The following is a 25,937-nucleotide window of genomic DNA, read 5'->3' as shown; positions in this document are numbered from 1 at the left end:
ATACTATGGTGATTTCTAATACTGAGCAAAATATTGCTTGTGAGTGTTCTGAATCGTTTGTTGAAGTTGCAGATTTAATTGCTGACAAACTTCGGGCATCGATAATGAATAGAGACATGGATTTATGGTTGAGGACTATATACTCTGAGGATGATATTGCAAATGAGGCTCAGATAATCTGGTTCAAGTGTTATTTACTGGACAAGATGCCCTGTTTTGCAGAGTTTGAAATAATCAATGTATCAGTACACGATTCAAGCTTGATTTTAAAATGTAAAATAAATCTTGAGTATGAGAAATTCAATAAAGTTGAGGAAATCCATGTCTATACAATACGTTACATAGAAGTACAAAATGATTACAAGGTTGTATGGTTGAATAAAATTCGTAAGCCTTTCATGGATGAACAATTCGAAGCACAGTCACTTACGTTTCAAGCGGACTTAATTGATATAAATCCTGAGTGGTGGAGCAATGAGGCTCTGATAAAATTATCTTATGGAATATGCGATCCAGACTCACCTATGAATTATGCCCGAGCAGTGACCAGAAATATCCGGTTTCGTGAAACCATTTCGGCATTGGAGTGTGCTTCAATACTCTCTAATATGATGTCGTTGAGGCTTACATCATTAGCAAAAAAGTTATATAGATTTAACCGCTTACACTTCCTTTCAGCAGTATATAATGCATCCAAAGATAAGGTATTAGTGAAATTAGTGAGAGATGATAGGGATAATACATGGTCTAGTAAATTTACTGCACCCTGGTATGGATTTGATGAATTGGTTTCATTGAGTGAAGATGACATAATCAGTGGTAACTGTTCGTCTTACATGTCGTTTCTTTATGCTATGCTTCGTCTTGGCGGTTTTGATAAGCAGGATGTAGTCCAGCTTAGATTAGGTAATCAAGATGTGTTAACTTTAACAGCAGAAGGCAAAAATTATCTCATAACTTCGGAAAAAATTGAAGAAATAACTGAAAAAACCATTTATTATAATAAAGATGTTACTAAGGTTTTTTCTGATTATTGGTTTCTAACATCACAGGGCATTACAAATCTAGATGAAATTGACAGTAAAAGATATATGAATTATTTAAAATGCAGCCTACCGATTTTTAACTTTAATATGTCATTTAAGGCAAGAGTGATGTCTATACCTGAAGATTTTGAGTATCGGCTGCCAGATGTAGGAGGGGCGGATGATATATCATTACTTAATCTGGAAATAAGGAAACATATATTTAGCAAAAGCAGAGAGTACATTGATTCACCTTATACATGGGCCAAATATGCATTTCAGACAATTCTGGTATCAAAACCTCAGGCCTACGCCATATGGTCTTTGCAAAGCCCTTTAATTGCTAGTTACATAACAGAGCACGATACATTTTTAAAGTTTATAAAAGATATTAAGCAATATGGGCAAAAATCAATATTTTGTGAGAAAGATCGAATTATGACAGCAGATCAGGTGGTGAGACATAAGACTTGTGATAATAAGGCAAAAGCACTCTTGTTTTTTTCGTGGTTAAAGACTAAAAGGGAGAAAAATTCTTCTTTTGTACTTTTAACAACGAAAGGAGATTATTGCGTTGAAGAAATGAATAATGAAAATAAGTTCTGGGATATGGAATCGCTAAATGAAACAAAAGAAATAAAAGGTAAGATATTACTGGCATTTAATGAAAGTTATAGCTATTATCCATTACTAAGGAAAGAAGTATATACTGAAATAACACCTGCCTGGTTATTAAAATTAGAAAATATTAAGGAGTTATAAAATTGAATGATTCTATTAGGATTAAAGGAGCTAACGAAAATAATTTAAAAAACATAACATTGGATATACCTAAAAATAAATTAATTGTTCTTACTGGTGTATCAGGTTCCGGAAAGTCTTCATTGGCTTTTGATACTCTTCAAAAAGAATGCCAGAGGCAATATATGGAATCCATGGCGATGATAACAGAAAATGTGAGTAAACCGAAAGTGGAATCAATTATAGGATTGTCACCGGCAATCAGTGTGGATCAGAGGGTTTATAATTCCAGTCCTCGTTCTACAGTCGGTACTGTTACAGAGATTTTAACTTATCTTCGTGTACTTTACGCTAAAGTAGGACTCCGTCCATGTCCGAAATGCAATACAATGGTGGAGCCTCCGTTTGAGGTTGATGCAGATGTTCTGAACTTTTGGGACCGTGATATAGGAACTGAGGAAGATGAATCAAATGTTTTTAGAGATAATGAGATACCTAATACATTCTCGGTATGTCCTAATTGTAAAACACATATGCCTGAAATAAGGATGTCTAATTTCTCATTTAATAAGCCGGAAGGAGCATGCCCGACATGCTCGGGAATTGGTGAGACTACCGGTGTAAATATATCAAAGCTGTTAAATGAGGAACTGAGCATTTTAGATGGTGGGGTTAGTATATGGCATGCTGCAGAAATAAAGAGATTTTCAAATACTTTGCAAAATGCGGGCAGATATTTCGGTTTTCCTTTTGATACAAGTATCCCGATTAAGGAATATGATGACTTTCAACGAAATTTCTTGCTTTATGGAATCTATACACCTCATTTTAAACATAGATTTCCAGATGTTAAGTATCCAACCTCTGTAGATGACGGACGTTATGACGGCATTGTAAATATAATTATGAACAGATTTAAAGAACGTGCAAATGACTTAAATTATAGAAAAAAAATTGAAAAATTATTAATACAGCGGACGTGTCCTGATTGTAACGGAACAAGGTTACGTGAAGAAAGCAGAAGAGTGACAATTGCTGGTAAGTCTATAATTGATATTTCAAAGTTATCTTTGGATAACTTGAGTATTTGGCTTAACTCTTTACCAAGTCAAGTCCCTGATAAATGGGAGACAATTTTGAATCCTATTTTATCCGATTTAAGACAAAGGATAAAACGATTAATTGATGTGGGGGTAGGTTATTTAACTCTGGGAAGAACTTCATTTACTTTATCAGCCGGAGAATATCAGCGTCTTCGGTTGGCTTCACTATTAGGTTCCGGTTTAACAGGGGTACTATACGTTTTGGATGAGCCGACAACAGGATTGCACCAAAGGGATACAGGAAAGTTAATCCGAGTGTTACGACAGTTAAGAGACTTGGGTAATACAGTCTTGGTTGTGGAACATGATATGGAACTGATGAAAGCTGCAGATTATATTATTGATATTGGACCAGGTGCAGGTAAAAACGGTGGGCATTTAGTAACCGCAGGTACACCAAAAGAAATTGAATCTTGCAAAGAATCAGTGACCGTGCAGTGTCTTTTAGGATACATTCAGGCACAAAAAAATGATTTGCCCCCTAGCAAGGATTGTATTTCTATTATAGGAGCAAATGAAAATAATCTAAGAAATATTAATGTTAATATCCCGCTTAACCAATTTACTGTCATCAGTGGGGTATCTGGTTCAGGTAAATCTACATTGATTTTTGATATTTTAGATAAAGCAGCAAACCAACATTATAACGGTGCAAATGTAAAACCTGGTGAACATACCGAAATAAGAGGATGGGAAAAAATCAATCGTGTAATTACAATAGATCAGACACCAATTGGGCGTACCCCCCGTTCAAATGCAGCAACGTATACGGATGTGTTTACTTCGATACGAACTATTTATGCTAACTTGGAAGAAGCAAAAAAGAAAAAGTTAACTTTAAAGCATTTCTCTTTTAATGTACCTGGCGGTAGATGTGAAAAATGCCAAGGTGCAGGAGTATTGACGATATCGATGCACTTTTTACCAGACGAACAGGTGTGTTGTCCGGTATGTCATGGAAAACGTTTCAAAAGAGATATATTAGATATCAAATATAAGGGATACCATATTGCTGACATTCTAAATATGACCATTAGTGAAGCCATGCAGATTTTTGAAGATGTGAAACCGGTTTACGATAGATTGTCAGTTATGTCAGAAGTAGGAATTGGGTATCTGCAACTGGGCCAGGCAGCTACTACATTATCGGGTGGAGAGGCTCAACGAATTAAACTTGCAAAAGAATTAGGGAAAAGAAATAGTGGACATACTCTTTACTTATTGGATGAACCCACGTCCGGTTTGCATCCCTACGATGTTGTGAAACTTATTTCCCTTTTACAAAACTTGGTTAAAGAGGGAAACACAGTGGTAGTAATTGAACATAATATGGAGGTTATTAAGAGTGCAAATTGGATTATAGATATGGGACCAGAGGGAGGAGAACAAGGAGGTTTGATTGTAGCAGAAGGAACACAAGAACAAATAGCTAGGATACAGAGTTCTATCACAGGTAAGTATTTGTTTAATAATAGCAGTACAATGTAGTATACGAATAGATTTATGCTATAAGATACATAAGTTAGGTTTCATTTCCCCGATTACTGCTGCTTTCTATGTAAGTTATAGGGACGGTTTACCCTCATTATATTTTTGGGTGGAATCCACAGTGCCTTAGTATAATGTGTATATAAGTTTTATTTATAAAAAAAAGAAAGGGAAAATATAATTCAATCACCCTATACAAAAGGATAAATGGATTATATGTGGTAAATATGAATAATAACGAAACAACTGATGTAAGAGATATATTGATACAAATCTTGAAGAGCAATTCCGAAATACAGTACGACAATGTCGATATGAATACAAAACTTATGGATTTAGGCATTAATTCTTTTAAATCAATGCAAGTACTTATCGAATTAGAGGAGTCTCTTGAAATACAGTTTCCGGATAATATGTTGACACCTGAGATATTTGAAACGGTAGGCTCTCTTTATCAAGCCATGTATACATTATGTAGTAATGAAAATTAATTGATTTTATTTAATTATAATTTTATAGATGCCAGAGTTCATAATTGTACAGGAGTGATTACATGATTCCGAATAAAGCAGAGGTTGTTATTATCGGCGGTGGTTCAATGGGAATTTGTACTGCATATTATTTAGCCGAAAAAGGATGTACGAATATAATTGTAATTGAAAATCAGAAAGAATTAGGAGGCCATACAACCAGCAGATGCGCTGGAGCATACAGACATCAGTTTTCTACCCCGGTTAATATTGAATTATCAAAGTGGAGTATTGCAGAATTTCAAAGATTTAAAGAATGTTTTGGATATAATTATGAAATGGATTCCTGTGGATATATGTTCTTACTGTCGGAAGATGATAATATTGAATCATTTAAAGAGTCGGTGGAAATACAAAATAAAATGGGAATAAAAACAGAATGGCTGACTGAAAAAAGCATTCGGCAAATGATTCCTATGGTCAGCACAGAAGGTATTGTTGCAAGTACATACTATCCAAAGGACGGACTTTTGGATCCAAGTAGTGTGGTCAACGCATATATAAGCGAAGCACGAAATATGGGTGTTGAATTCTTTGCAGGAGTAAATGTAATTGGCATCGATACAGAACATGAAAAAGTAAGTGGTATCATCACTTCTGAGGGAAAAATAAGCACTAGAACAGTTGTAATTGCAGCAGGGCCATGGTCGGCTCAAATAGGGAAAATGGTGAATATTGATATTCCGATAACACCTGTACCACAACAACTTACATATATTTCTGATATTCCATGGGATACAAAAGATTTTCCGGTAACTATTTTTGTAAACGAGGGATTAGGGCTGCATAAAGAAGGAAAAGGCTTGCTTACAGGATTAACAAAAGCGGCACCGGAAAAAACTGAGTATGATTTTAATAAATTATCGGTAGACGATGATTGGGAGCTGATAAATTGCGAAAAGGTAATTAACCGGGTACCAAGTTTGGAAAATTCATTAATTCAATCAAGTTGGATTGGATTTTACGAAACAACGCCTGACTCTCATCCTATTTTGGGAAAGATACCGGATGTGGAAGGTCTATATTGTAGTGCTGGTTTCAACGGTCACGGGTTTATGCACAGTCCTGTTTGCGGACATCTGATAAGTGAGGAAATACTTCATGGAAAATCAGTTACTTTAGATATTGATACCTTAAGAATTGATAGGTTTCGCAAACATAAAACAAACAAATCTGAGAAGTTTAAAATATAAATATTTCTACTATATGAAATTGAGTACATATAAAAAGAAAAGGTGATAAACATGATTAATACAAGAGAAAGAGTTTTAAATTTAATAGGAGAGTTATTGGATAGCAATATATTAAAGCCAATGGATCTTAAACAGTTTGTTAAGAATTATAATGATTTCAATGATCCGGATTATGTACATTATGAAATGGAAGAGTGGTATAAGAATATGGGTATTGAACAGATTACAGGAGAAAAATTCTCTCTTTCTTCTTGCCCATTTACAAAAGAAGAAATACAAGACGCCAATGAAAAGCAGGAAGTTATTTTATGTGTTCCCAACGGAATCACACGCGAACTATTAGGAAAATTGTTTCGATTGGATACATGGGCACTGCACGATCCAGTTGTATCACTAGCAACGGAAACAGAGGATTGTTGGTTTAGAACAAGCATGTCCATGACACCAATTGATATGAAATCAACTGGAATTGAAGTAATGCGTAAATGTGAAGATGAGAATATGCTTCCCTTTAGCATTGAGAGATATCTTGTTTTTATTGGGCGTATGAGATATTTGACCGGAAAAACCCCAGATTCAGAGTACTGGATATGGCTGCCCAGAGGCAGATATGATCGTTCCGGCATGTTGATGGCAGGATTTGATAGATTTCATACGTTGAATGTGCATGGCTGGATGCCCCAGTTTTCTGCAAGCTATTTGGGTGCAAGGTATGGAATCCATCCAGAAAGACATTTAGGTTGATGTAGACAGTACCTCCTTATTACAATATAAAAAGGGGAGAGATAATGTAAAATAGTATTATTTTTCGTACTTGAAAGGGGTAAGGTAATGAATAATAATGAGAGAAAACGAGTTGCGTGTGTTGTGCCGCCATTTTACAGATTAATTGAATCGAAGAATAACCGATTAGCTCCGGCTATGCACTATATTGCTGAAATTTTATATCGGCGAGGACATGAGGTTATTTTTATTAATGGGGATTACATTGACAATACTGTTGATTATGCAGAAAGACTAAGTATGACGTTAAATAGTTGGTTGTTTAATGAAAGATATAAAAATGGACATGTATCATATGACGAGATTATTAAGATATTGTCAGATTTTAAACCGGATTTTGTTTTTCTGAGTGCAGGTGATGTATTAATGCCTACAGTAGAAATAGGAAGCACACAATCATGTGCATTTCTTGCAAAAAAAATAAAGAATGAATTAAGATCGGATATAGTTTGTATCGGCTATGGACATCTATTAAAACATGCAAAAGAGCATGAACTTGAAAGCTTGGATGTTGTTATAAGTGGAGAAGGAGAAGCAGCAGCCATTAAAATTGTGGAAAATAATCTAAGAGGCGAGGTACCTATCGAGTGGTGTAAGAATCTTGATGACTTGCCAATATTGACAGGTGACTATCTTTATTATAAACCTCAGAAAGAGGATTGGGATTATATTATGTCGATGAGAGGGTGCCCGAACCGATGTGCATTTTGTCATCAGCCGGGAATGAGAGGATTTAATGTGTCCTCTATGTCACCGGAGCGGTTTGTAAGGGAACTTAGATATCGAATTGAGACAATTGGGTTAAAAGGATTCTACTTTTCAGATATGAATTTTGTTCCGGGAGCAGATACACGAACGGTTGAAATGTTACAACGGCTAAAAAATGTAAAAAATGATTATCAGGATTTTAATTGGTGGGCTGAAGCAAGAGTGGATACTCTAACAAAAGAAGAGATTGTAAAAATGATGAAAGATTCCGGATGCAGACATTTAAAATTTGGTGTAGAGATGGCAGATCAGGAAATGTTGAATGCAGTTAAGAAAGGTATCAGTTTAAAAGAGGTTGAACATGCTTTTCATATCGCTTCTGAATACGGTATTGAAAGAACTGCATATGTATTATTGGGATGCCCCGGATTTACAGATGAGGATTATAAAAACATGTGGGAGTTCTTTTATAAAATTAATGCAGATAATTATGTAATTAATATTTGTGTACCATATTTAGGAACAGAACTTCATGAACAAGTTAAGGATAAACTAAATGATTTTGGCATTTATAAGGATGGGGAAGAAAGTTTCATACATACATCATTAATTATGAAAGATTTTTGGGGTATATCTGATGATACATTGGATATGTACTTCTCCTTACAAGGTAAAAAGGACGATTCTAAGTTACGGCGCTACATAAGAAAAATAGTAGATAAGAGCAGCTATGAAACTAATCAGACCATAAAATATATATAAACATGAATACTAGTTACTTTTAGATTAATAGGAGAATGACTTAATGGAGAGAGAGAGAAGAATAATGATTTTACCAAGTCCGCCCAACTCAGGCTCTATCGGATCAGTAACAAAATCTATAGGAATTGCTAGGGCGCTGGTGAAACGGGGATGTAAAGTCTGCTTCGTTATGGGAGGGAGTTTGGGTGACTTTATTCGTAAACAGGGATTTAAAGTGTACGAATATCAGGCACCTATCCCTACAGGAAAGGAACAGACAATTAATAATTTAGTTGATTTCATTGAATGGACTGGTATGACAGATGAGGAATATATAGAACAGTCTATAAAGGCAGAGTTAGCTGCAATACGAGACTTTAAGCCGGATGTCATTTTCGCAGAAGCTAGACCTACCGCAAGCATATCGGCAAGGATTGCCTCTATCCCTACAGTAATGATTGCTAGTTGGCCTTGTAATCCTGAACATCCACTTAATAGTAAAGAATCAGGACGGAGTATTCGTGCTTATAACAATCAATTAGTAAAATACAATCAGAAAGAGATTAATAATTTAACAGAATTGTTTTACATGAGAGCAGATGTAAAACTTGCACCGACTTTGCCGGAATTAGAGCCAGAAATGAAAAACATTGAAGCTATTAAATTTGTGGGATATATATTAGATATTGAAAATGACAACTCCACTTTGCCTAATTGGTATGATAATTGGCTGAAACTACCACAGATATTTATATACCTAAGTGTCAGTGCTTTATCCCCTGTATTGTATAGTGAGGTCATAACAGAAACATTTAAGGATAAACCTTTTAGAGTGATTTGTGGCTGTGGTTACCACTACCAACTCAAATCTTTACCGACTAATTTGCCTAACGTCAAATTTGAGAGATATGTATCTGTGCCAGCAATTATTAAAGATACAAGCTTAATTATTTTTCACGGAGGACAGGATACAATGTTGACTTCGTTGTTGCATGGTGTGCCAAGTATAACAATTCCTGGACAACATTATGAGAGGGATTATAACTCATCTAAGCTTGCAGAACTGGGAGCATCAAAGAAATTACCAGTGCATGCTTTTCGTCCGACTCGACTAAATTCAGTTATAGAGGAAGTAATGAACGGCGACTACAGATTTAGATGCAGAGAGCTTTCTCAAACACTAAGTAAATATGGTGGGACTGAACAATGCGTGGATATAATACTTAGTACAGCCTGTATGTAGTTGATTTTCTAAGGAGGGATATATACTGGAAATAATAGTTTGTGTTAAGGCTGTGCCTGAATCTGCCAGTATGAGAATTAATGTAGAAACAAATACAATTATAAGAGAGGGAAACAAATCAAAGTTTAATCCTTTTGATGCTTATGCAGTTGAAGCTGGTCTAAGAATAAAAGAAGAAATAGGTGGGAGCGTCACGGTTATAAGTATGGGAGTTAAATCTACTGAATCAATTTTAAGAGAGGCTTTAGCCATGGGGGCAGATGATGCAGTTCTCTTAAATGATAAAGTCTTTGCTGGGTCTGATACGCTTGCTACATCCTATGTATTATCAAAAGGAATAGAACATCTTAGCAAATTTGATTTAATTATTTGTGGTAGGCAGTCGATAGATGGTGATACCGCTCAAGTTGGGCCTGAACTTGCTCAAAAGTTATCAATTCCGCACATCACATGTGTTTTTGATATTGAACATATATCGACAAATAGAATAAGGTGTAAGCGGGTTACAGATTTTGGGTATGAGATGATTGAGACATCTTTGCCAGCATTAATTACAGTTGTAAAAGGGATTAACGAACCTAGGATTCCACGAATCAAGGATAAATTACGTGCAAAAAATATACCCGTGCATATTTGGAATGCAGATAAAATTGAGGTGAACAAAAATTTTTGTGGATTAACAGGTTCACCGACTAAAGTAGTTAAAACGTTCGTGCCTGATATGCGAAATAAATGTAATATTTTGGAAGGTTCATATGTAGAGCAAGCAAAAAGACTATTAAATTATATAATGAAAGATAACAAGGACACAGATAAAAAAAATCTGGAAAAAGAGTCTTTTAATAAAACTATTTCACTGGATACGCGCAGTTACATATATGATGATACTTCTTCTTCACAATATAGAGGAGTATGCCTGTTTGTTGAGTATGAAAACAAGTATTTGTCAAGTGTAAGTATTGAACTCTTAGGTACAGGAAAGAGGCTGGCAGAGTCTCTTGGTGTTCCATTGAGCGTAATCCTTTTAGGAGAGAATATTTCTAAAGATGCACTTTTTTTAGCAGAGCATGGAGCAGACATTGTATATATGACAGATAATATAAAATTAAAGGTTTTACATGAAGAAATATATGCTGATATACTGATAAAGACAATAGAAAAATACAAACCAGAAATTATGCTTTTCGGGGCGTCCACGTATGGCAAATCCTTAGCTTCACGGGTAGCGTCTGCATTAAATACTGGATTAACAGCAGATTGTACAAAATTGGATATTGATAGAGAAAAAAGATATCTTCTTCAAACGAGACCTGCATTTGGCGGTAATTTAGTAGCCACGATTGTTTGTCCGCATGCAAGACCCCAAATGGCAACTGTAAGGCCGAATGTAATGAAAGATATCATTAAGAAGCAAATAAAGCCAGGAAAAATTATTATGAATAATGTTGAGATTCTACATCTTACTAAATCTAAAATCTTAAAGACTTTTTTTGAAGAAGGTAGACAAACTAATTTGAATCAAGCAAATATTATAGTGTCAATGGGAAAAGGGATTGGAACTGTTGAAAATATACACCTCGTAGAAGAATTAGCAAAAAAAATGGGTGGAGCAATTGGTGCAACGAGAGCTTTAGTTGATTTAGGTTGGGTAGATTATAACCATCAGATTGGACAAACCGGTAAAACTGTAGTTCCACAAACGTATCTAGCGATTGGGATTTCAGGAGCAATTCAGCACATTGTCGGTATGGCAAATTCGAAAAAAATAATAGCAATTAATAAGGATAGACATGCCCCAATATTTGGAACGGCTGATTATGGAATCGTTGCTGATGCTGCAGAATTTATCCCCATTTTAATGAAAGAAATAAATATAAGTGATACATAAATTAACTAGAGGAGAACGATATGCATAAAGTATGCGTAACAAAATGCGAAAACTATGAATACCAGAGAGTAGAAGATGCTATCTTTCACTGTTTGGAAAGAATACCAGAATTAAAGCAAAAGATAAAACAAGAGATGAAAGTAGTAGTAAAAGCAAATCTAGTAAGCAATCAAACACCGGAGAAAGCAATAACGACACATCCAAATGTTGTTAAGGCAATTGTAAGATATTTTCAGTCGTTTCATTGTGCAGTTACAATCGCGGATAGCCCAGGTGCTCCTCATGGTTTTACAAAACAAATATTAAAAACGGTATATGACGAAACGGGAATGTCAAAAGTTGCTGATGAAACAGGTTGTAATTTAAATTTTGATACATCCATTATTGATGTGGAAAGTGTTGAATCCGTATGTTTGAAAAAAATGACTTTGGCAAGGTATGCATATGATGCTGACTTAATAGTATCCGCAGCTAAATTGAAGACTCATGCGATGATGATGTATACAGGTGCTGTTAAAAACCTTTTTGGTACGATTCCTGGTATTATTAAGATGAAATACCATTACAAGTTGAAAGATGCAAGGACTTTTGGTGAACATTTGGTTGATATTTGCGAGTATGTAAAACCTACACTATCAATTATTGATGCGATTGATTGTATGGAAGGGAATGGTCCTTCAGCAGGTATTGTCAGACATATGGGATTGGTCATGGCATCTGAAAATCCTTACATAGTGGATTTGGCAGCAACAACAATTGTTGGATTTGATCCCTTTGAGGTTCCTACTATTTCATCCTCTATAAAAAGAGGACTAATAACTGGAAGCATTAAGGATATAGATATGATGGATTTAACATTCGAGGATTTGGAAATTAAGCCATTCATACTTCCAGATACAATCAATAAGACAGATACGGTTCCAGTTATTAATTATTCCCTTTGTATAGGATGTGGAATATGTAGCAAGGTTTGTCCTGCGCAAATAATTAAGATGATCAATAAAAAACCTTCTATTCAACTTGAGTCTTGTATAAAATGTTATTGCTGTCATGAATTATGTCCGGAAAAGGCAGTAAAAATTGAGAAGTTTCATTATTGGGATTTGAGTAGTAATCATAAAATAAATGTATAGTGGCTGACTATCTTGAAAGGATGGGGAAAATGTGCAGATCTCGGATTAGTGAACAATACAAAAATGTGTTTTTGGATTGTTTGGATAAAGAACAATCAACAGATTTGATAAAGATAAAAAAACAATTGTCAGATATAATTCCTTTTTATGAAGAAGACAAATTGTTTTATGATAATATATCAAAATCTTTTTTGGAATGGAAAGAGACTGGAGAAGTCTATATAGAAGAGTCTCTTGTTTCAGATTTAATACTTGTATATGAACGATTAGAAGATGAAGAATCAAAATTAGTATTAGACTGGTATATAAAATTTAAAATAGCGTTAACCATAATTCAAAGTGTTACAATAGTAGAAGGGATGTATCCTTATCCTACAAATCATAGCAGAATTGAGCTGGGTAAAATTGCTGCATCAAAAATCAAAAAAAATGGTGAAATGTATTGTATAGAAGATTATCTGTTAAATACAGAACTCTATCTTATTTCTGAAACCTGGATATGTGAAACCTATTTATTAGAAGATAGATGTGAACCACAAAAAAATGATATTGTTTTAGATATTGGGGCATATAAAGGTGAGACTTCTATTTGGTTTGCAAAAAAGGTTGGCGAGTCAGGAAAGGTATATTCGTTCGAAATAATGCCATCACATGTGTCGTTCTTAGAAAATAACATCTATAACAATGGTTTCGATACTACGATTCAAGTAGTGAAGAAAGGGCTGTGGGATGAAAGCACTAAATTGGGGATTATTGAAAGTGGAGATGCATCAAAATGTATTACTTCAGAGGGAGAAATGTATATTGAAGTCATCACGATGGATTCGTTTGTAGAGGAAAATAAGTTGCAGTCTGTTGATTTTATTAAAATGGATATTGAAGGTGCAGAGCTGAGAGCCTTAAAAGGTGGTATAAATACGATTAAGACATTTAAACCTAAATTAGCAATTTGCGCTTATCATAAATATCAGGATATTATTCAGATTCCATTATGGCTCAAATCGATTGTTCCTGAATACAGAATTTATTTAGCTCAAAAAACACCAGTTGCTCACAGCATTGTATTATATGCAACTGCTATATAATGTGAGATATTTGATGTTTATTATAATTAAAAGGAGGAAACCGGATGAAAGCATTAGTAGTTTACCCAATTACAATGCACAATTATTCTTTTTCAGCCCCATCTTGTTGGTTGTTTAGTAAAAACAAGGAAAAGATAAAAGGAATATATAGTTTTGAACTTAATGAAGAATACGTTAAGGAATATGATTTTTTCATTGTTGAACTGAATTGGTTTATTCAGTTATACGAATTTTTTCTAATTGTTGATTATATTAAAGAAAAGAATAAAAATGCAAGCATTCTTTTTGGGGGACTTTATTCGGCTTTAAAATATGAAGAAATCTTTAAGCGTTCAGATGTAGATTACTACATTCAGGGAGATAATGAGTTACCGATTGATTATTTACTAAATGATGTCCATATAAAAAAAATACCTAATTTAGTCAGTCGTACTTTTCGTAATTCAGTAACGTATAAGTTTACTGAAGATGATTTTAAAAATCTTGAATTTAATCTGGATTGGTTTCCTTCTTATCTAAAGTATGTCAGCAGAACTTCTGATTACTATATGGAAGACAAAAACTATTTGAGATTATATGAATACAACGATCAATATAACTTACCAATGATAATTACTTCAAAGGGAGGCTGTACGACTAGGCACCAGGGCTGTAATAATTGTATGGGATCTAAACATAATGAGCTATATAATATTTATCATCGCCCTCCTGTTAAGATGTCGAATGATACATTGATGCATTTATTAGGTAAGATTGAAAACAATTTTGAAAAGGCAAGCATGTTAATAATGTCAGAAGAAAATTATGACTTTACAGGTCAGTTTTATGATATTGATATGAGTGTTGAAATTGATTCTAATATGTCAACAGATGCAATGATTAAGGTTTTGCATGCATTTCCAAAGTGTATTTTAAATGTTGGTATTTATGAGGAGGGAGTCAGCGGCTCTACGATAAGAAAGGATTACAAACAATTACTTAAGGCAGAAGATGAAAACCATAGGGTGAATTATTTCGTATACATAAAGGATACAAATATAATTGATATACCGGAAAATCGTCGTTTATATTCTGAAGATACATTTCCCAAGTGGGCTTATTGGGACTACTATAATAATTTTGATTCTGCACTGAGATTTAGCAGATTATTTTATCAAAAAGTTAATAAGAATATGAGATTTAATTGTAAGAATAAATAGTAACTTAACCGACTCAGATTAAATTCAGCTGCATGAAACTTATTATTAGTATAAAGAGAAATTATTTGATAAATTCAGTGAACGTCATTCGTACAATCGCTTTAAGCTATTTTGTGTCCATGGCGTTTCTTGATATGCTCATACTTGAATTTAAGATATGGATTCTTGGAATCATGCTTGCGTCATTTGCACACTGAACAAGTAAAGGCTTCATCCCTTATGGATTTTATAGACTTTTTGAGAAGTGATTGGCATATACAGAGTCAATGTATTACAAGAGAGGATGTATTGCTTTACAGATAGCATGCTTAAGATTTTATAAGTCTGAATTAATAGTGGCAAAACGTTTATTGTTATTTGAGGAGTAAAATTTTTAGTAGACGTTATGGCAATGGCAGTAATTATAATTTTTTTGTGCAAGTCGATACCACAACAGATACGGCAGTATGTTTATATTATTCTAGTTAATTATATCAAGTGAAGAAGAAATTCGCTTGTTCTCTTTCATCACGATTTGAGCTTTGAGCGAAGCGAAAGGAATGTACGTTAATATGGTATTAGACAATTATATAATTGTTGTATTGGTCAACATAACAAGCCTAATTGATGAAAATGGTTGTAAATATAATCGTTTTGAACAGTTGATAAAAGTGTTATCAAACATTCAGGATGCTGGAAATAAAATTATAATTGTATCATCAGGAGCTATTGCAAGCGGTGCAAATCAACTTAACATGGAATTTAAATCAGATGAATTAATTAATCAAGGTTTTTTCGGTGCTATTGGTCAATGTAAAATTATACAATTATACTTTGAGTCTTTTGGTAAATATGATAAGACGATTGCTCAAATATTATTAAACATAAAAGACTTTGAAAATGAAAAAAAAAAGGCAGAACTTTTAAAAACCCTTGATTTTTTGCTGCATATGCAAATCATACCCATAATACAAAATGATTGTATAGGACATATGAATTGGAATTCTGTAGATAAATGCTTTGAGGACTGTATAATATTGTCTTTGGCAGTAACATTTTTAATTAAAGCTGACAAAATGATTATTTATTCTGATGTAGATAGTATATCAGATAACTATTTTGAGAATGTTTATGAATCTTTTATCTTACAATAGAATGATTATAAAGTACAATATGTTCCCAAACAATTATATATATATTGAAAATATATTCGAAGCAGAAACTACATTTTTAAACGCACATGTAAGCTATAGATAGGGAGTCATACATAGGTTCATATATTATATTCAATAAAAAGCCAAAAGTTAAAGTGATAGTTTGCCCTTTTATTTGTATAAAGAAGAGAAAAACTGTTGCAATATACATTAATATGCAGTACAATAATCCTATATTTGGTATGGGCAAACTTATCGAAAGATAAGGACGCAAAGCTTAGGGTCTAAACCGGAAAACAAAAGTGTTTTCTGATATGATAGCCGGTTGCACAAAGTAATTAGGATTACTGCTTATTTGCAAGCTAAGCTCTGTGTATAACATGGAGCTTTTTTTGTATATTTTTTCTCTTGAAGTAATGGAAGTTATAATTAAGGGTGTTCTCAACAGAATGTCATAATTAATGCTACAGTAACAAATATTTACTGAACAAATGAGAAAACAGTAATGTAAATTAAAATGCGATAAAGAAGGTGAAAAGAAGTGAAAAAGCGGACTTTTCGTATCGTTTTTCACAAAGCTTTGCGTAACGGGTTTGTCATTGTATTATATAGCGTGGTGTTAGCTGGTAATGTTTTGCTGAAACATGACATAGTTAGTGCTAAGGAAAGTTTTATGGAAAATCGATTTGTCCCTGACTATTTTACCATTCTACTGGTTGTGTGTTTGTTATTTTTAATCATGCTTGGTATATCGGCTATGGTTATATGGAGGGTAAAAAAAGCCAGTGAAGATAAGCTTAGAGAAGCATCTGTGGAATTAAGGCATATTACGAATAGTATCCATGCCTGTTTTGCTAATTTTATTCTGGAGCCGGGATATCCTATAATTTATGCCAGCAATGGTTTTTATGAGTTGGTGGGTTATGATAAGAATGAAATTAAGAAGCTATTTAATAATGATTTTACTGCTCTTGCAATTGCAGAGGATTTGGACAAGTTCATCTCCTTAGCAGACGGCTTTGTAAATGGAGAGTATGTACAAAAAGAAGTGCGTCTGGTTACGAAAAGCGGGAGAATCATCTGGATACTTATTAATGGTAATTACATACAAGATAAAGAAAAGAAGTCCACATTGTCAGCTGTTATAATAGACATTTCAGAATCCAGGCTCATGCAGGAGAAATTGCTTTTAGAAGAAGAACGGTACCGGGTAGCAGCAGAAATCTCCAACGACATTTTATTTGAATATGACGTTGAAAATGACACCATGATTTTTGCTGACAAATATAAGGAATTGTATGGTAAAGAGCCGGTAATATACAAGTTTTCAGAGGTGTTAAGGGAAGATAAATTTATGATACATGATGAGGATATGGGAGTATTTTCAGAGTATCTGAGGGCTTTATCCAGTGGTAAAGAAATGGTGGAATCGGAATTCCGGTTAAGAGATGTGAATGGGGAGTATGTTTGGTGCCATACCCGAGGTAAGACATTATATGGTGATAAAAAGCGCCCCACCCGGGTAATAGGCAAGATTGTCAATATAGACCTTCATAAGAAGGAATTACAAACTTTAGAAAACAAAGCAAAACGAGATCCGCTGACTGGTGTTTATAATAAATGTACCACTAAGGATTTGATTGACCATTATATTGAACAACATAGTGAAGCCAAGCATATCTTCATGATTGTTGATATTGATGACTTTAAGAGCATTAATGACCGATACGGTCATTTACAAGGAGACAAGGTTTTATCCTTTGTTATCAACCAAGTCAAAATGATTTTTTCTGCCGGAGAAATTATTGGCCGCATAGGCGGAGATGAATTTGCTGTATTTATTGGAAATATAACAAGCCGGGAAGTTATCGCTTCAAAGGCAGACTTACTTAGTAGGACACTTCGGACTGTGTACCTTGAAGAAAGGTATCAAATCTCGTTATCAGGAAGTATTGGTGTATCTATGTATCCATCTGACGGTCTGAATTACAATCAGCTATTAGATTGCGCGGATAAGGCATTGTATGATGTAAAGGATTGTGGAAAAGACGGTTACAAGCTGTTTACTTAAAATCTTTTAAGGAAACAGCTTTTGTTATGCCTAAAAGTATAACAATAAGAACACATAATAAAGTGCAAAAGCCTATTAAGGCTGGTAAACCCTGTATCTGTGGTCTAAAATATTCATAAATCCGATACATGATATAACTGCATCCGGCTACAATAATACTGGGCTTTAGTATAAAGTCCGATGCCTGAAAGGGTGGTTTAATATGTTTCATTACAATTAATCCGTCAAAGCAGGTTATAACTAACTGACTGACTAGCAGACAGGTAAGGTAACCGGTAATCCCTTGTTTTGGAACAAAGTATAAAATCATAAGAATTCGGACAGATAGACCCACTACTGAATTAATAAAAGTTAAGTGGGCTAAACCCAGCCCATTTATAATACTGCTTAAAGTAGTTGTTATGTATAGAAAGGGACAAAGCCAGGCCAGAGTGGTTAAAAAACTTCCTGCCATTTTGTTATGGAAGACAATATTACCAAGTTCCTGACCAAAGCTTATAAATAAACCGCTGCTGATAATGCCTATTAACAAGCTATATTTTATTGAAATAGAAGTGGTTTTCTTTATCATATCGGTATTCTTAGAAGACTGGGCTTCGGATATGGTCGGCAGCAGGAGTACGGATAAGGAATTTGTTATGGCGGAAGGGAACATGATAAAGGGTACGGACATTCCTGTCAGGACTCCATATATACTTAAGGCTTCAGAACTGCTTAAGCCATATAATTTTAACATACTGGGAATTAAGATGGCCTCCACACTATGTAAAATACTAATTAGTAAACGATTAGCTGTGAGTGGAAGACTTATTTTAAATAATTGCAGAGTCAGAGATTTAGACTCTTTTTCACAAGTATTTTGTACATTATGTTTTTCAGAGGCCTCTGCCAGAGCATTAATTTCTTTAGAGGTACGGTTAAAATACATGGAGCCGATGTTATACAACTGAGAGGCAAATTCACCAATAACCAGACCTAATACTGCTAGGTCACTGGTTACTTTAATATCACCATTACCGGCGTATCCAGCAAGAAAGAAAACAGTGATGACTCTTACTATCTGCTCTAATAACTGTGTTGCAGCGGGAACACCGGCTTTTTTTAATCCATAATAGTAACCATTAATGCAAGAAGTAATACCACAAAAAGGGAAAGCCAAGGCTAATAATTTTATAGAAGAAACACAATTTGCTTCTCTTAATACACTTATTGCCAGAAAGTCCGAATAACGATAGGTTAAGAAGGATAATACTAATGCTGTACTTACTGACATAAGTATTCCCTTTTTTAGTACTTTTGAAATGCCAACATAATGTTTTTGACCTAATTCATTGGCTACCAGGGTAGAGATAGCTGTCTGTATACCCGAAGCAAATATGGTAAAGCAAATACCGTATACCGGAAAAACCAATTGATATATTCCAAGTACCTCCGGTCCCATAGAATTAGAAAGAAAAATACGATAAAAGAAACCGATTAATCGGGTAATAACGCCTGCTAATGTAAGTACCAAGGTACCTTTAATCAGATTGCTTTTGTTTTTTGTCATATAAAAACTCCTAACACTTCCTAATTAAATAACTTATTTAAATATATTCGCAGGATAGCAAACAATACCAGAATCCTGTTGACAAATTAACTTTGCGGTGATATTATGTTACAAATGCACACTATTTTACTAGGAAATGAAATAGTAGGAATTAAAATCCGAAATTCACAGAAAGGTGGATGGTTGAATAGAAGGTATTCAACCTTTTGATTTATACGCGACCAGGGGTCGCAGATGGGAGCTAACAATGAAACTATCTACAAAGGGCAGATATGGTCTACGCGCAGTACTGGATTTGGCATTAAACGGGGAAAGCGAAGCGGTTGCCTTGAGTGGGGTTGCTGAAAGGCAGGGAATCTCTATAAGCTACCTGGAACAGTTAATTGCGAAACTTAAAAGAGCTGGTATTGTTAACAGCATTCGTGGTGCGCAGGGAGGTTATATTCTTGCTAAAAAGCCGGAGGATATTTCAGTAGGAGATATATTAAGAGCTTTAGAAGGTGACCTAAATCCGGTGGACTGTGCAGAGATACTAGGCAGCGGTTCCTCCTGTACCGGTGCAGATTTATGTGTAACAAAATATGTATGGATGCGTATAAGTGATAGTATAAACAGTACCGTCGATACCATGCTCCTCTCGGAATTATTGGAGGAAAGCAGGAAACTTAGGACTGAACACGGGATATTAGAAACAGATAACCGTAAAAAGCCTTCTTGCGGGCAATAAAATAAATATTAGGAGATGACACAGATGGAAAAAAAGATTTATTTGGATAATGCCGCTACAACCAAAACACGCCCAGCAGTTGTGGAGGCCATGCTTCCTTTTTTCACGGAGAGTTTCGGAAATCCCTCCAGCGTGTATGAACTAGCAACTCAAAATAAAAAAGCAGTGGATGATGCCAGAAATACAATAGCAAATGCGCTTAAGGCGGAACCCTTTGAAATATATTTTACAGCAGGTGGTACAGAAAGCGATAACTGGGCTATAAAAGCAACAGCAGAAGCTTACGGGGATAAAGGAAATCATATTATTACATCTAAAATTGAGCATCATGCAGTATTGCATACCTGTGAATATTTAGAGTCAAAAGGCTTTGAAGTTACTTATGTTGACGTAGATGAAAATGGGATTATAAAACTGGATGAGCTTAAAAAGGCTATTCGTCCCACGACTATCTTAATCTCCGTTATGTTTGCCAATAATGAAATAGGAACTGTTCAGCCAATCAAGGAAATCGGGCAGTTAGCAAAGGAAAACAAAATTCTATTCCACACAGATGCTGTGCAGGCATTTGGTCAACTGGATATGGATGTAAATGACTTAAACATTGATATGCTAAGTGCCAGCGGTCATAAATTAAATGGACCCAAGGGAATTGGATTTTTATATATTCGCAAAGGTCTAAAATTAAAAGCATTTGTCCATGGCGGCGGTCAGGAAAGGCATAGAAGAGCCGGAACAGAGAATGTACCGGGAATTGTAGGTTTTGGAAAGGCTGTTGAAATCGCAATCGAAACCTTAAAAGAACGTCAGGAAAAAGAAATAGCATTAAGAGATAGGTTAATTAATCGAGTGCTATCAGAAATTCCTTATGTTAGATTAAACGGTCATAGAACGAGTAGACTTCCCAATAATGTTAATTTTAGTTTTCAGTTTATCGAAGGGGAATCTCTACTGATTATGCTTGACATGCAAAATATTTGTGCTTCCAGTGGTTCTGCCTGTACATCGGGATCTTTAGATCCCTCTCACGTACTGCTTGCTATTGGTTTGCCTCATGAAATAGCGCATGGTTCCCTGCGCCTGACTTTGTGCGAAGATAACACAGAGGAAGAACTTGATTATGTTGTAGAAAAGATTAAGGAAATCGTAGAAAAACTTCGATCCATGTCACCTTTATATGAAGATTTTATTAAAATTTCGCATATCAAGGAAGGAATATAATATCTTTTAATAAGAAATATATGCAGGTATTTATTAAGGAGGAATAAGCAAATGTACACTGAGAAAGTAATGGATCATTTCAGCAACCCAAGAAATGTCGGAGAAATAGAAAATGCAAGTGGAGTAGGTACTGTAGGAAATGCCAAATGTGGAGATATCATGAGAATATATCTGGATATTGATGACAATGGCATCATTAATGATGTTAAATTTAAAACATTTGGCTGTGGTGCAGCAGTTGCTACCAGCAGTATGGCAACGGAACTGGTTAAGGGTAAAGGTATAAAGGAAGCACTTCAAGTAACCAATAAAGCGGTTATGGATGCCTTAGATGGTCTGCCACCGGTTAAGGTACATTGTTCATTATTAGCAGAAGAAGCAATCCATGCAGCGCTCTGGGATTATGCTACAAAAAACAATATCGTAATTGAGGGACTTGAAAAACCCAAAACCGATATTAGTGAGGAAGAAGTAGAAGAAGTCTACTAGGAGGTATATCTTGGATAAGAAAAAAGTAGTCGTAGGTATGTCTGGTGGAGTTGATTCTTCGGTAGCTGCACTTCTATTAAAAGAAGCAGGTTATGAAGTAATCGGTGTTACCATGCAGATATGGCAGGACGAAGATACGGCTGCACAGGAAGAAAGTGGAGGCTGCTGCGGTTTAAGTGCAGTTGACGATGCCAGAAGAGTGGCATTTGCTCTTGATATCCCTTATTATGTTATGAACTTCAAGAGTGAATTTAAAAATGCAGTAATGGACTATTTTACGGAAGAATATCTAAAAGGAAATACACCAAATCCCTGTATTGCATGTAATCGTTATGTAAAATGGGAATCTTTGCTGACAAAATCGCTTGGCATTGGGGCTGACTTTATTGCCACAGGTCATTATGCCAGAGTGGTTAAATTAGTCAATGGCAGGTTTACCTTACAAAAATCAGCAACAGCAGAAAAAGACCAGACATATGCCTTATACAACTTAACCCAATTTCAGTTATCCCATACATTAATGCCTGTTGGTGAATACACAAAAGATCAAATACGTGAAATTGCAAAAGGTATTAATTTAAGAGTGGCAAATAAGCCGGATAGTCAGGAAATCTGTTTTATACCGGATAAGGATTATGCAAAATTTATTAAAGAGTATTCCGGTGAAACACCTAAGGAAGGCAACTTTGTAACAACTGAAGGTAAAATTATAGGTAAGCACAAAGGAATCATTCATTATACTGTAGGACAAAGAAAGGGTCTAAACCTTTCCATGGGTCATCCGGTTTTTGTACTTGCTATAAGACCTGAGACGAATGAAGTAGTAATTGGAAACAGTGATGAAGTATACAGCAATAAATTGTATGCAGGTAATCTAAATTTTATGTCTATTGAGGACTTAGAGGGTGAAATGACGGTACAAGCTAAAATACGGTATAGTCATAGAGGCTCTAAGTGTGTTATACGTAAGGTAGAAGCGGATAAGGTGGAATGTATCTTTGAAGAACCTCAAAGAGCTGTGACACCCGGACAAGCAGTCGTATTTTACAGTGGTGATTATGTTGTGGGCGGTGGAACCATATTACGAGATTAATAAAGTAGACAATAATGTATTTTAGTGATATATGCGAGTATAAAATACCTCTCTAGTTTGAATTACAGGTCGAACTAGAGAGGTGTTTTTGACACTTTCAGGTATTAGAATAGTGATTTTAACATTCCTTAGTTGAGTTTAATAAAAATCGGCTTCATTTTTTCAAAAACTGTATAATAACGGAATCCAAGTGACAGTAATAATTCCTCTGCCTTCTTAAAATCATATCCTAAGTGTTCCGGTTTATGTCCATCTGAACCAATGGTTATGAGTTCGCCTCCGAGTTCTTTATATCGTCTTACAATATCCGAGTGAGGATGAGGGTGTCCTAGGCCGTATTTAAATCCTGAAGTATTTATTTCTATACCTTTGTCATGTTCTATTATTGTCTTTAACATGGTATCAATGATAGTAGAAAACCTTTCATAGGTATACCCTTCATTGGTATCAGGCGCATAGCGTATCGCATAATCCAAATGACCATATATTTGAAAATCTTTAAAAGTCTTCACATTATCAATAATACTTTGAAAATAGCGTCGCATACCTTCTTCTTTACTTTTGCCTTCCCAGTATTCTTTCCTATAAGGATCAATACCATTTACCAGATGGGAGGAACCAATGGCAAAGTCAAAAGGGTATTTAGAGAGTAATTGATGGTATCTATCTACAAGGTAAGGTTGAAGTCCGAGTTCCACGCCTATTAATACTTTAATTTTATCCTGATAGCGTACCTTTAAAATATTTAGTGTATCAAAATATTCATCCGGGTCAAAAACAAAAGTATATCCGTTGTACACTGGAAAATCATAGTCCATATGGTCAGTAAAACAAATTCGTTCCATTCCAAGGCTGATAGCCTTTTCAATCATGCTCTCCATTGTACTCTCGGAATCACTGGAAAACTTTGAATGTACGTGGTAGTCAGCAGTAATCATAGAAACCTCCTATCGTGTAATGTTTATAAGGTTTTAAGTGTTACGTCCTTTGTACTTGTTTTTAAGATATCTGGGTAATGCCATTTATATCAGGGGAAGCAACCATAGAATAATTGGTATGATAGATTACAAAGCCGGGTTTGCTTCCATTGGGTTTCTTGACATTCTTTCGTTCTGTATAATCTATTTCTACCTTATCAGTATCCCTGCCTTTTGAATAGTATGCCGCTAGCCTTGCTGCTTCCTCATACGTACGGTCAGGAAGTTCACTGCTTCCATTGGCTTGTACCACAACATGAGAGCCGGCCATCTTTTTAGCATGAAACCACCAGTCGCTGCCGGTAGCAAATTTAAAGGTTAACTCATCATTCTGGTAGTTGTTTTTACCTACATAGATGTGGTAGCCGTCAGAAGAGATATAATGAAAGGGTTTACTGGTAATCTTTCTAACTTTATTTTTGGCACCCGGCTTGCCTTGAACAAAACGGCGCTTCATATAGCCATATTCCATCAGTTCTTCCTTTAACTCCACCAGATCTTCTTCAGCCAGAGCAATATCAAGGGAAGTTCTGATTGAATCAAGGTGTATTAAATCATTTTTTGTTTCTTCTATAAAGTTTGATAATGCCTCATAGGTACGTTTTAACTTGTTGTATTTTTCAAAATAGTGTTTAGCATTCTCCATGGGGGTTAATGTCTGGTCAAGTGGAATGGTGATTTCTTCATTGGTATAATAATTTAATGCAGTGAAAGATTTTGACCCGGGTTCCACAGAGTAGCCATAGGTATTAATTAATTCGCCGTATACTCTGTATTTATCTCTCTTTTCTGTATCCTTAAGCTGTTTTAATTGTAAGTCATATTTTTTAGTGTTTCGTTCTATAGCATTGGTTACAATTTTACGTAAATCCACAGACTTTTGACGAATTCTTGCTACTGTATTTTTAGTAGCATAAAAATGTTCCAGTACCGTGGAAATAGAAGGAAATATCTTAAGCTCCAGGTCCTTATAGCAGGTAAGCTCAAAACAGGAAAATTCAACCGGTATACCATCTTTATAAACGATACCGGGTTTATAATTGCCGTCTTTTACTGCCTGTATCAGACGCTCATAATTCTTATAAAGATGCAGTGCCTCTGTCTCAGTGAGAGAACTGGTAGAGACTTCTGAGTCCAGAGAAGCTAAAGTACATAGTTCGTTTGCCATTAAAGGGCTAAAACCAGTAAGTGAAGTATAGATAGCCTTACCGAGAGGAAGCGGCTTCTTTAAAACCAATTCTCTAAAAATCGCCCAGTCAATAGAAAGGGGGTCTGCTTTTTCACCGGCTAAGGGCAGCACATAATCTCTTCCGGGTAAAACTTCTCTTACAGAACTTACCAAATGGGAGATGTGCTTAATACTGTCAACGATTTTATCTTCTTCGTCACAGAAAATAATATTACTGTGCTTACCCATTACCTCAAGAATGAGATACTTAGTACATAAATCGCCCATTTCATTCAAATGCTCAATCTTAATGCGGATAATCCTCTCTAAGCCGGGCTGAATAATATCAAGAATCCTTGCACTGTTTAAATGCTTTCTAAGTAACATACAAAAGCCAGGCGCAGTCATTGGATTCTGCTTTGACTCTTCGGTTAAATATATCAGAGGAAGACTTGCATTAGCAGATAAATAAAGCTTATAATTTTCCCGGTTATTTTTTATTGTTAAAACTAACTCATCCTTTTCAGGTTGAGATATTTTACTGATTCTCCCATCCTTTAGAGTATCTTTTAATTCTTTTACTATATTAGATATAACAAATCCATCTAAAGCCATAATAAACACCTTTCCTAAAACAATTATTCTATTT

Annotated in this window: 20 protein-coding genes and 1 riboswitch; of the genes, 17 read left to right on the top strand and 3 right to left on the bottom strand. The window is 35.0% G+C overall.

All coding sequences use genetic code 11. The features are described from left to right. The first annotated feature begins 5 nt into the window (after positions 1 to 5). The 13 genes from acsn021_RS12075 (at position 6) to acsn021_RS12015 (ending at position 18,064) form a co-directional block, all read left to right on the top strand. Entirely contained in the window at positions 6 to 1,787 is a 1,782-nt protein-coding gene (locus tag acsn021_RS12075; RefSeq protein WP_184088996.1) for a hypothetical protein, read from the top strand. 2 nt (positions 1,788 to 1,789) lie between these two features. Continuing rightward, entirely contained in the window at positions 1,790 to 4,357 is a 2,568-nt protein-coding gene (uvrA, locus tag acsn021_RS12070; RefSeq protein ID WP_184088999.1) for an excinuclease ABC subunit UvrA, read from the top strand. A 227-nt stretch (positions 4,358 to 4,584) separates the two neighbouring features. Continuing rightward, complete coding sequence (locus acsn021_RS12065) at positions 4,585 to 4,848, top strand: phosphopantetheine-binding protein (RefSeq protein ID WP_184089002.1); 264 nt, start codon at positions 4,585 to 4,587, stop codon at positions 4,846 to 4,848. Between the two features lie 62 nt (positions 4,849 to 4,910). Then, complete coding sequence (locus acsn021_RS12060) at positions 4,911 to 6,080, top strand: NAD(P)/FAD-dependent oxidoreductase (RefSeq protein ID WP_184089005.1); 1,170 nt, start codon at positions 4,911 to 4,913, stop codon at positions 6,078 to 6,080. A gap of 51 nt (positions 6,081 to 6,131) precedes the next feature. Continuing rightward, on the top strand, positions 6,132 to 6,824 hold the full coding sequence (locus tag acsn021_RS12055; RefSeq protein ID WP_184089008.1) for a hypothetical protein: 693 nt from the start codon (positions 6,132 to 6,134) through the stop codon (positions 6,822 to 6,824). An 87-nt stretch (positions 6,825 to 6,911) separates the two neighbouring features. After that, positions 6,912 to 8,333, top strand: a complete 1,422-nt coding sequence (locus tag acsn021_RS12050; RefSeq protein WP_184089011.1) for a B12-binding domain-containing radical SAM protein — start codon at positions 6,912 to 6,914, stop codon at positions 8,331 to 8,333. 43 nt (positions 8,334 to 8,376) lie between these two features. Next, on the top strand, positions 8,377 to 9,555 hold the full coding sequence (locus tag acsn021_RS12045; protein ID WP_184089015.1) for a glycosyltransferase: 1,179 nt from the start codon (positions 8,377 to 8,379) through the stop codon (positions 9,553 to 9,555). Positions 9,556 to 9,625: 70 nt separating this feature from the next. After that, complete coding sequence (locus tag acsn021_RS12040) at positions 9,626 to 11,443, top strand: FAD-binding protein (protein WP_184089018.1); 1,818 nt, start codon at positions 9,626 to 9,628, stop codon at positions 11,441 to 11,443. A gap of 20 nt (positions 11,444 to 11,463) precedes the next feature. Next, the gene (locus acsn021_RS12035) at positions 11,464 to 12,576 is read left to right on the top strand and encodes a DUF362 domain-containing protein (protein WP_184089021.1); all 1,113 of its coding nucleotides are present in this window, start codon (positions 11,464 to 11,466) and stop codon (positions 12,574 to 12,576) included. Positions 12,577 to 12,656: 80 nt separating this feature from the next. Continuing rightward, positions 12,657 to 13,661, top strand: a complete 1,005-nt coding sequence (locus tag acsn021_RS12030; protein WP_184089024.1) for an FkbM family methyltransferase — start codon at positions 12,657 to 12,659, stop codon at positions 13,659 to 13,661. A gap of 44 nt (positions 13,662 to 13,705) precedes the next feature. Then, a complete protein-coding gene (locus acsn021_RS12025; RefSeq protein WP_184089027.1) occupies positions 13,706 to 14,860 on the top strand; it encodes a hypothetical protein in 1,155 nt (384 codons plus the stop codon). Positions 14,861 to 15,411: 551 nt separating this feature from the next. After that, the gene (locus acsn021_RS12020) at positions 15,412 to 15,993 is read left to right on the top strand and encodes an amino acid kinase family protein (protein ID WP_184089030.1); all 582 of its coding nucleotides are present in this window, start codon (positions 15,412 to 15,414) and stop codon (positions 15,991 to 15,993) included. A 235-nt stretch (positions 15,994 to 16,228) separates the two neighbouring features. Further along, a riboswitch (cyclic di-GMP riboswitch) is annotated at positions 16,229 to 16,326 on the top strand. A gap of 208 nt (positions 16,327 to 16,534) precedes the next feature. Further along, positions 16,535 to 18,064: a diguanylate cyclase gene (locus acsn021_RS12015; RefSeq protein ID WP_184089033.1), complete on the top strand. Its 1,530-nt coding sequence runs from the start codon at positions 16,535 to 16,537 to the stop codon at positions 18,062 to 18,064. Here the strand turns inward: acsn021_RS12015 and acsn021_RS12010 are convergent. Next, positions 18,057 to 19,613 carry a putative polysaccharide biosynthesis protein gene (locus acsn021_RS12010; RefSeq protein WP_184089036.1) on the bottom strand — a complete coding sequence of 519 codons (1,557 nt, stop codon included), beginning with the start codon at positions 19,611 to 19,613 and terminating at the stop codon, positions 18,057 to 18,059. The two genes, acsn021_RS12015 and acsn021_RS12010, sit on opposite strands and share 8 nt — an antisense overlap. A gap of 247 nt (positions 19,614 to 19,860) precedes the next feature. On the opposite strand from acsn021_RS12010, the gene acsn021_RS12005 reads away from it, so the two are divergent. Genes acsn021_RS12005 through mnmA form a run of 4 tightly spaced genes read left to right on the top strand, consistent with a single transcriptional unit; the run spans position 19,861 to position 23,143 of the window. Beyond that, positions 19,861 to 20,340 carry an RrF2 family transcriptional regulator gene (locus tag acsn021_RS12005; RefSeq protein WP_184089039.1) on the top strand — a complete coding sequence of 160 codons (480 nt, stop codon included), beginning with the start codon at positions 19,861 to 19,863 and terminating at the stop codon, positions 20,338 to 20,340. Positions 20,341 to 20,364: 24 nt separating this feature from the next. Then, positions 20,365 to 21,561 (top strand): cysteine desulfurase NifS, encoded by a 1,197-nt coding sequence (nifS, locus tag acsn021_RS12000; protein WP_184089042.1) that lies wholly within the window; start codon positions 20,365 to 20,367, stop codon positions 21,559 to 21,561. Positions 21,562 to 21,612: 51 nt separating this feature from the next. Continuing rightward, positions 21,613 to 22,050, top strand: a complete 438-nt coding sequence (gene nifU / locus acsn021_RS11995; RefSeq protein ID WP_184089045.1) for a Fe-S cluster assembly scaffold protein NifU — start codon at positions 21,613 to 21,615, stop codon at positions 22,048 to 22,050. A 37-nt stretch (positions 22,051 to 22,087) separates the two neighbouring features. After that, positions 22,088 to 23,143 carry a tRNA 2-thiouridine(34) synthase MnmA gene (mnmA, locus tag acsn021_RS11990; protein ID WP_243167759.1) on the top strand — a complete coding sequence of 352 codons (1,056 nt, stop codon included), beginning with the start codon at positions 22,088 to 22,090 and terminating at the stop codon, positions 23,141 to 23,143. Positions 23,144 to 23,271: 128 nt separating this feature from the next. Here mnmA and acsn021_RS11985 read toward each other — a convergent pair whose 3' ends face one another. Beyond that, positions 23,272 to 24,081 carry a histidinol-phosphatase HisJ family protein gene (locus acsn021_RS11985; protein ID WP_184089050.1) on the bottom strand — a complete coding sequence of 270 codons (810 nt, stop codon included), beginning with the start codon at positions 24,079 to 24,081 and terminating at the stop codon, positions 23,272 to 23,274. Between the two features lie 61 nt (positions 24,082 to 24,142). Continuing rightward, on the bottom strand, positions 24,143 to 25,903 hold the full coding sequence (locus tag acsn021_RS11980) for an Rqc2 family fibronectin-binding protein (RefSeq protein WP_184089052.1): 1,761 nt from the start codon (positions 25,901 to 25,903) through the stop codon (positions 24,143 to 24,145). Positions 25,904 to 25,937: the final 34 nt, after the last annotated feature.

It is taken from the genome of Anaerocolumna cellulosilytica (assembly GCF_014218335.1).
In the GTDB taxonomy this organism is placed as follows: Bacteria; Bacillota; Clostridia; order Lachnospirales; family Lachnospiraceae; genus Anaerocolumna; species Anaerocolumna cellulosilytica.
Note: the sequence above shows the minus strand (reverse complement) of the source record. Positions and strands in the feature narration are given on the sequence as shown.

Coding starts and splice junctions, on each gene's coding strand:
- acsn021_RS12065 (WP_184089002.1), top strand. CDS start 4,585: ATGAATAATAACGAAACAACTGATGTAAGAGATATATTGATACAAATC.
- acsn021_RS11985 (WP_184089050.1), bottom strand. CDS start 24,081: ATGATTACTGCTGACTACCACGTACATTCAAAGTTTTCCAGTGATTCC.
- acsn021_RS12035 (WP_184089021.1), top strand. CDS start 11,464: ATGCATAAAGTATGCGTAACAAAATGCGAAAACTATGAATACCAGAGA.
- acsn021_RS12020 (WP_184089030.1), top strand. CDS start 15,412: ATGGTATTAGACAATTATATAATTGTTGTATTGGTCAACATAACAAGC.
- nifS (WP_184089042.1), top strand. CDS start 20,365: ATGGAAAAAAAGATTTATTTGGATAATGCCGCTACAACCAAAACACGC.
- acsn021_RS12005 (WP_184089039.1), top strand. CDS start 19,861: ATGAAACTATCTACAAAGGGCAGATATGGTCTACGCGCAGTACTGGAT.
- acsn021_RS12055 (WP_184089008.1), top strand. CDS start 6,132: ATGATTAATACAAGAGAAAGAGTTTTAAATTTAATAGGAGAGTTATTG.
- acsn021_RS12060 (WP_184089005.1), top strand. CDS start 4,911: ATGATTCCGAATAAAGCAGAGGTTGTTATTATCGGCGGTGGTTCAATG.
- acsn021_RS11980 (WP_184089052.1), bottom strand. CDS start 25,903: ATGGCTTTAGATGGATTTGTTATATCTAATATAGTAAAAGAATTAAAA.
- acsn021_RS12040 (WP_184089018.1), top strand. CDS start 9,626: ATGAGAATTAATGTAGAAACAAATACAATTATAAGAGAGGGAAACAAA.
- acsn021_RS12050 (WP_184089011.1), top strand. CDS start 6,912: ATGAATAATAATGAGAGAAAACGAGTTGCGTGTGTTGTGCCGCCATTT.
- acsn021_RS12045 (WP_184089015.1), top strand. CDS start 8,377: ATGGAGAGAGAGAGAAGAATAATGATTTTACCAAGTCCGCCCAACTCA.
- nifU (WP_184089045.1), top strand. CDS start 21,613: ATGTACACTGAGAAAGTAATGGATCATTTCAGCAACCCAAGAAATGTC.
- acsn021_RS12010 (WP_184089036.1), bottom strand. CDS start 19,613: ATGACAAAAAACAAAAGCAATCTGATTAAAGGTACCTTGGTACTTACA.
- mnmA (WP_243167759.1), top strand. CDS start 22,088: ATGTCTGGTGGAGTTGATTCTTCGGTAGCTGCACTTCTATTAAAAGAA.
- acsn021_RS12025 (WP_184089027.1), top strand. CDS start 13,706: ATGAAAGCATTAGTAGTTTACCCAATTACAATGCACAATTATTCTTTT.
- acsn021_RS12075 (WP_184088996.1), top strand. CDS start 6: ATGGTGATTTCTAATACTGAGCAAAATATTGCTTGTGAGTGTTCTGAA.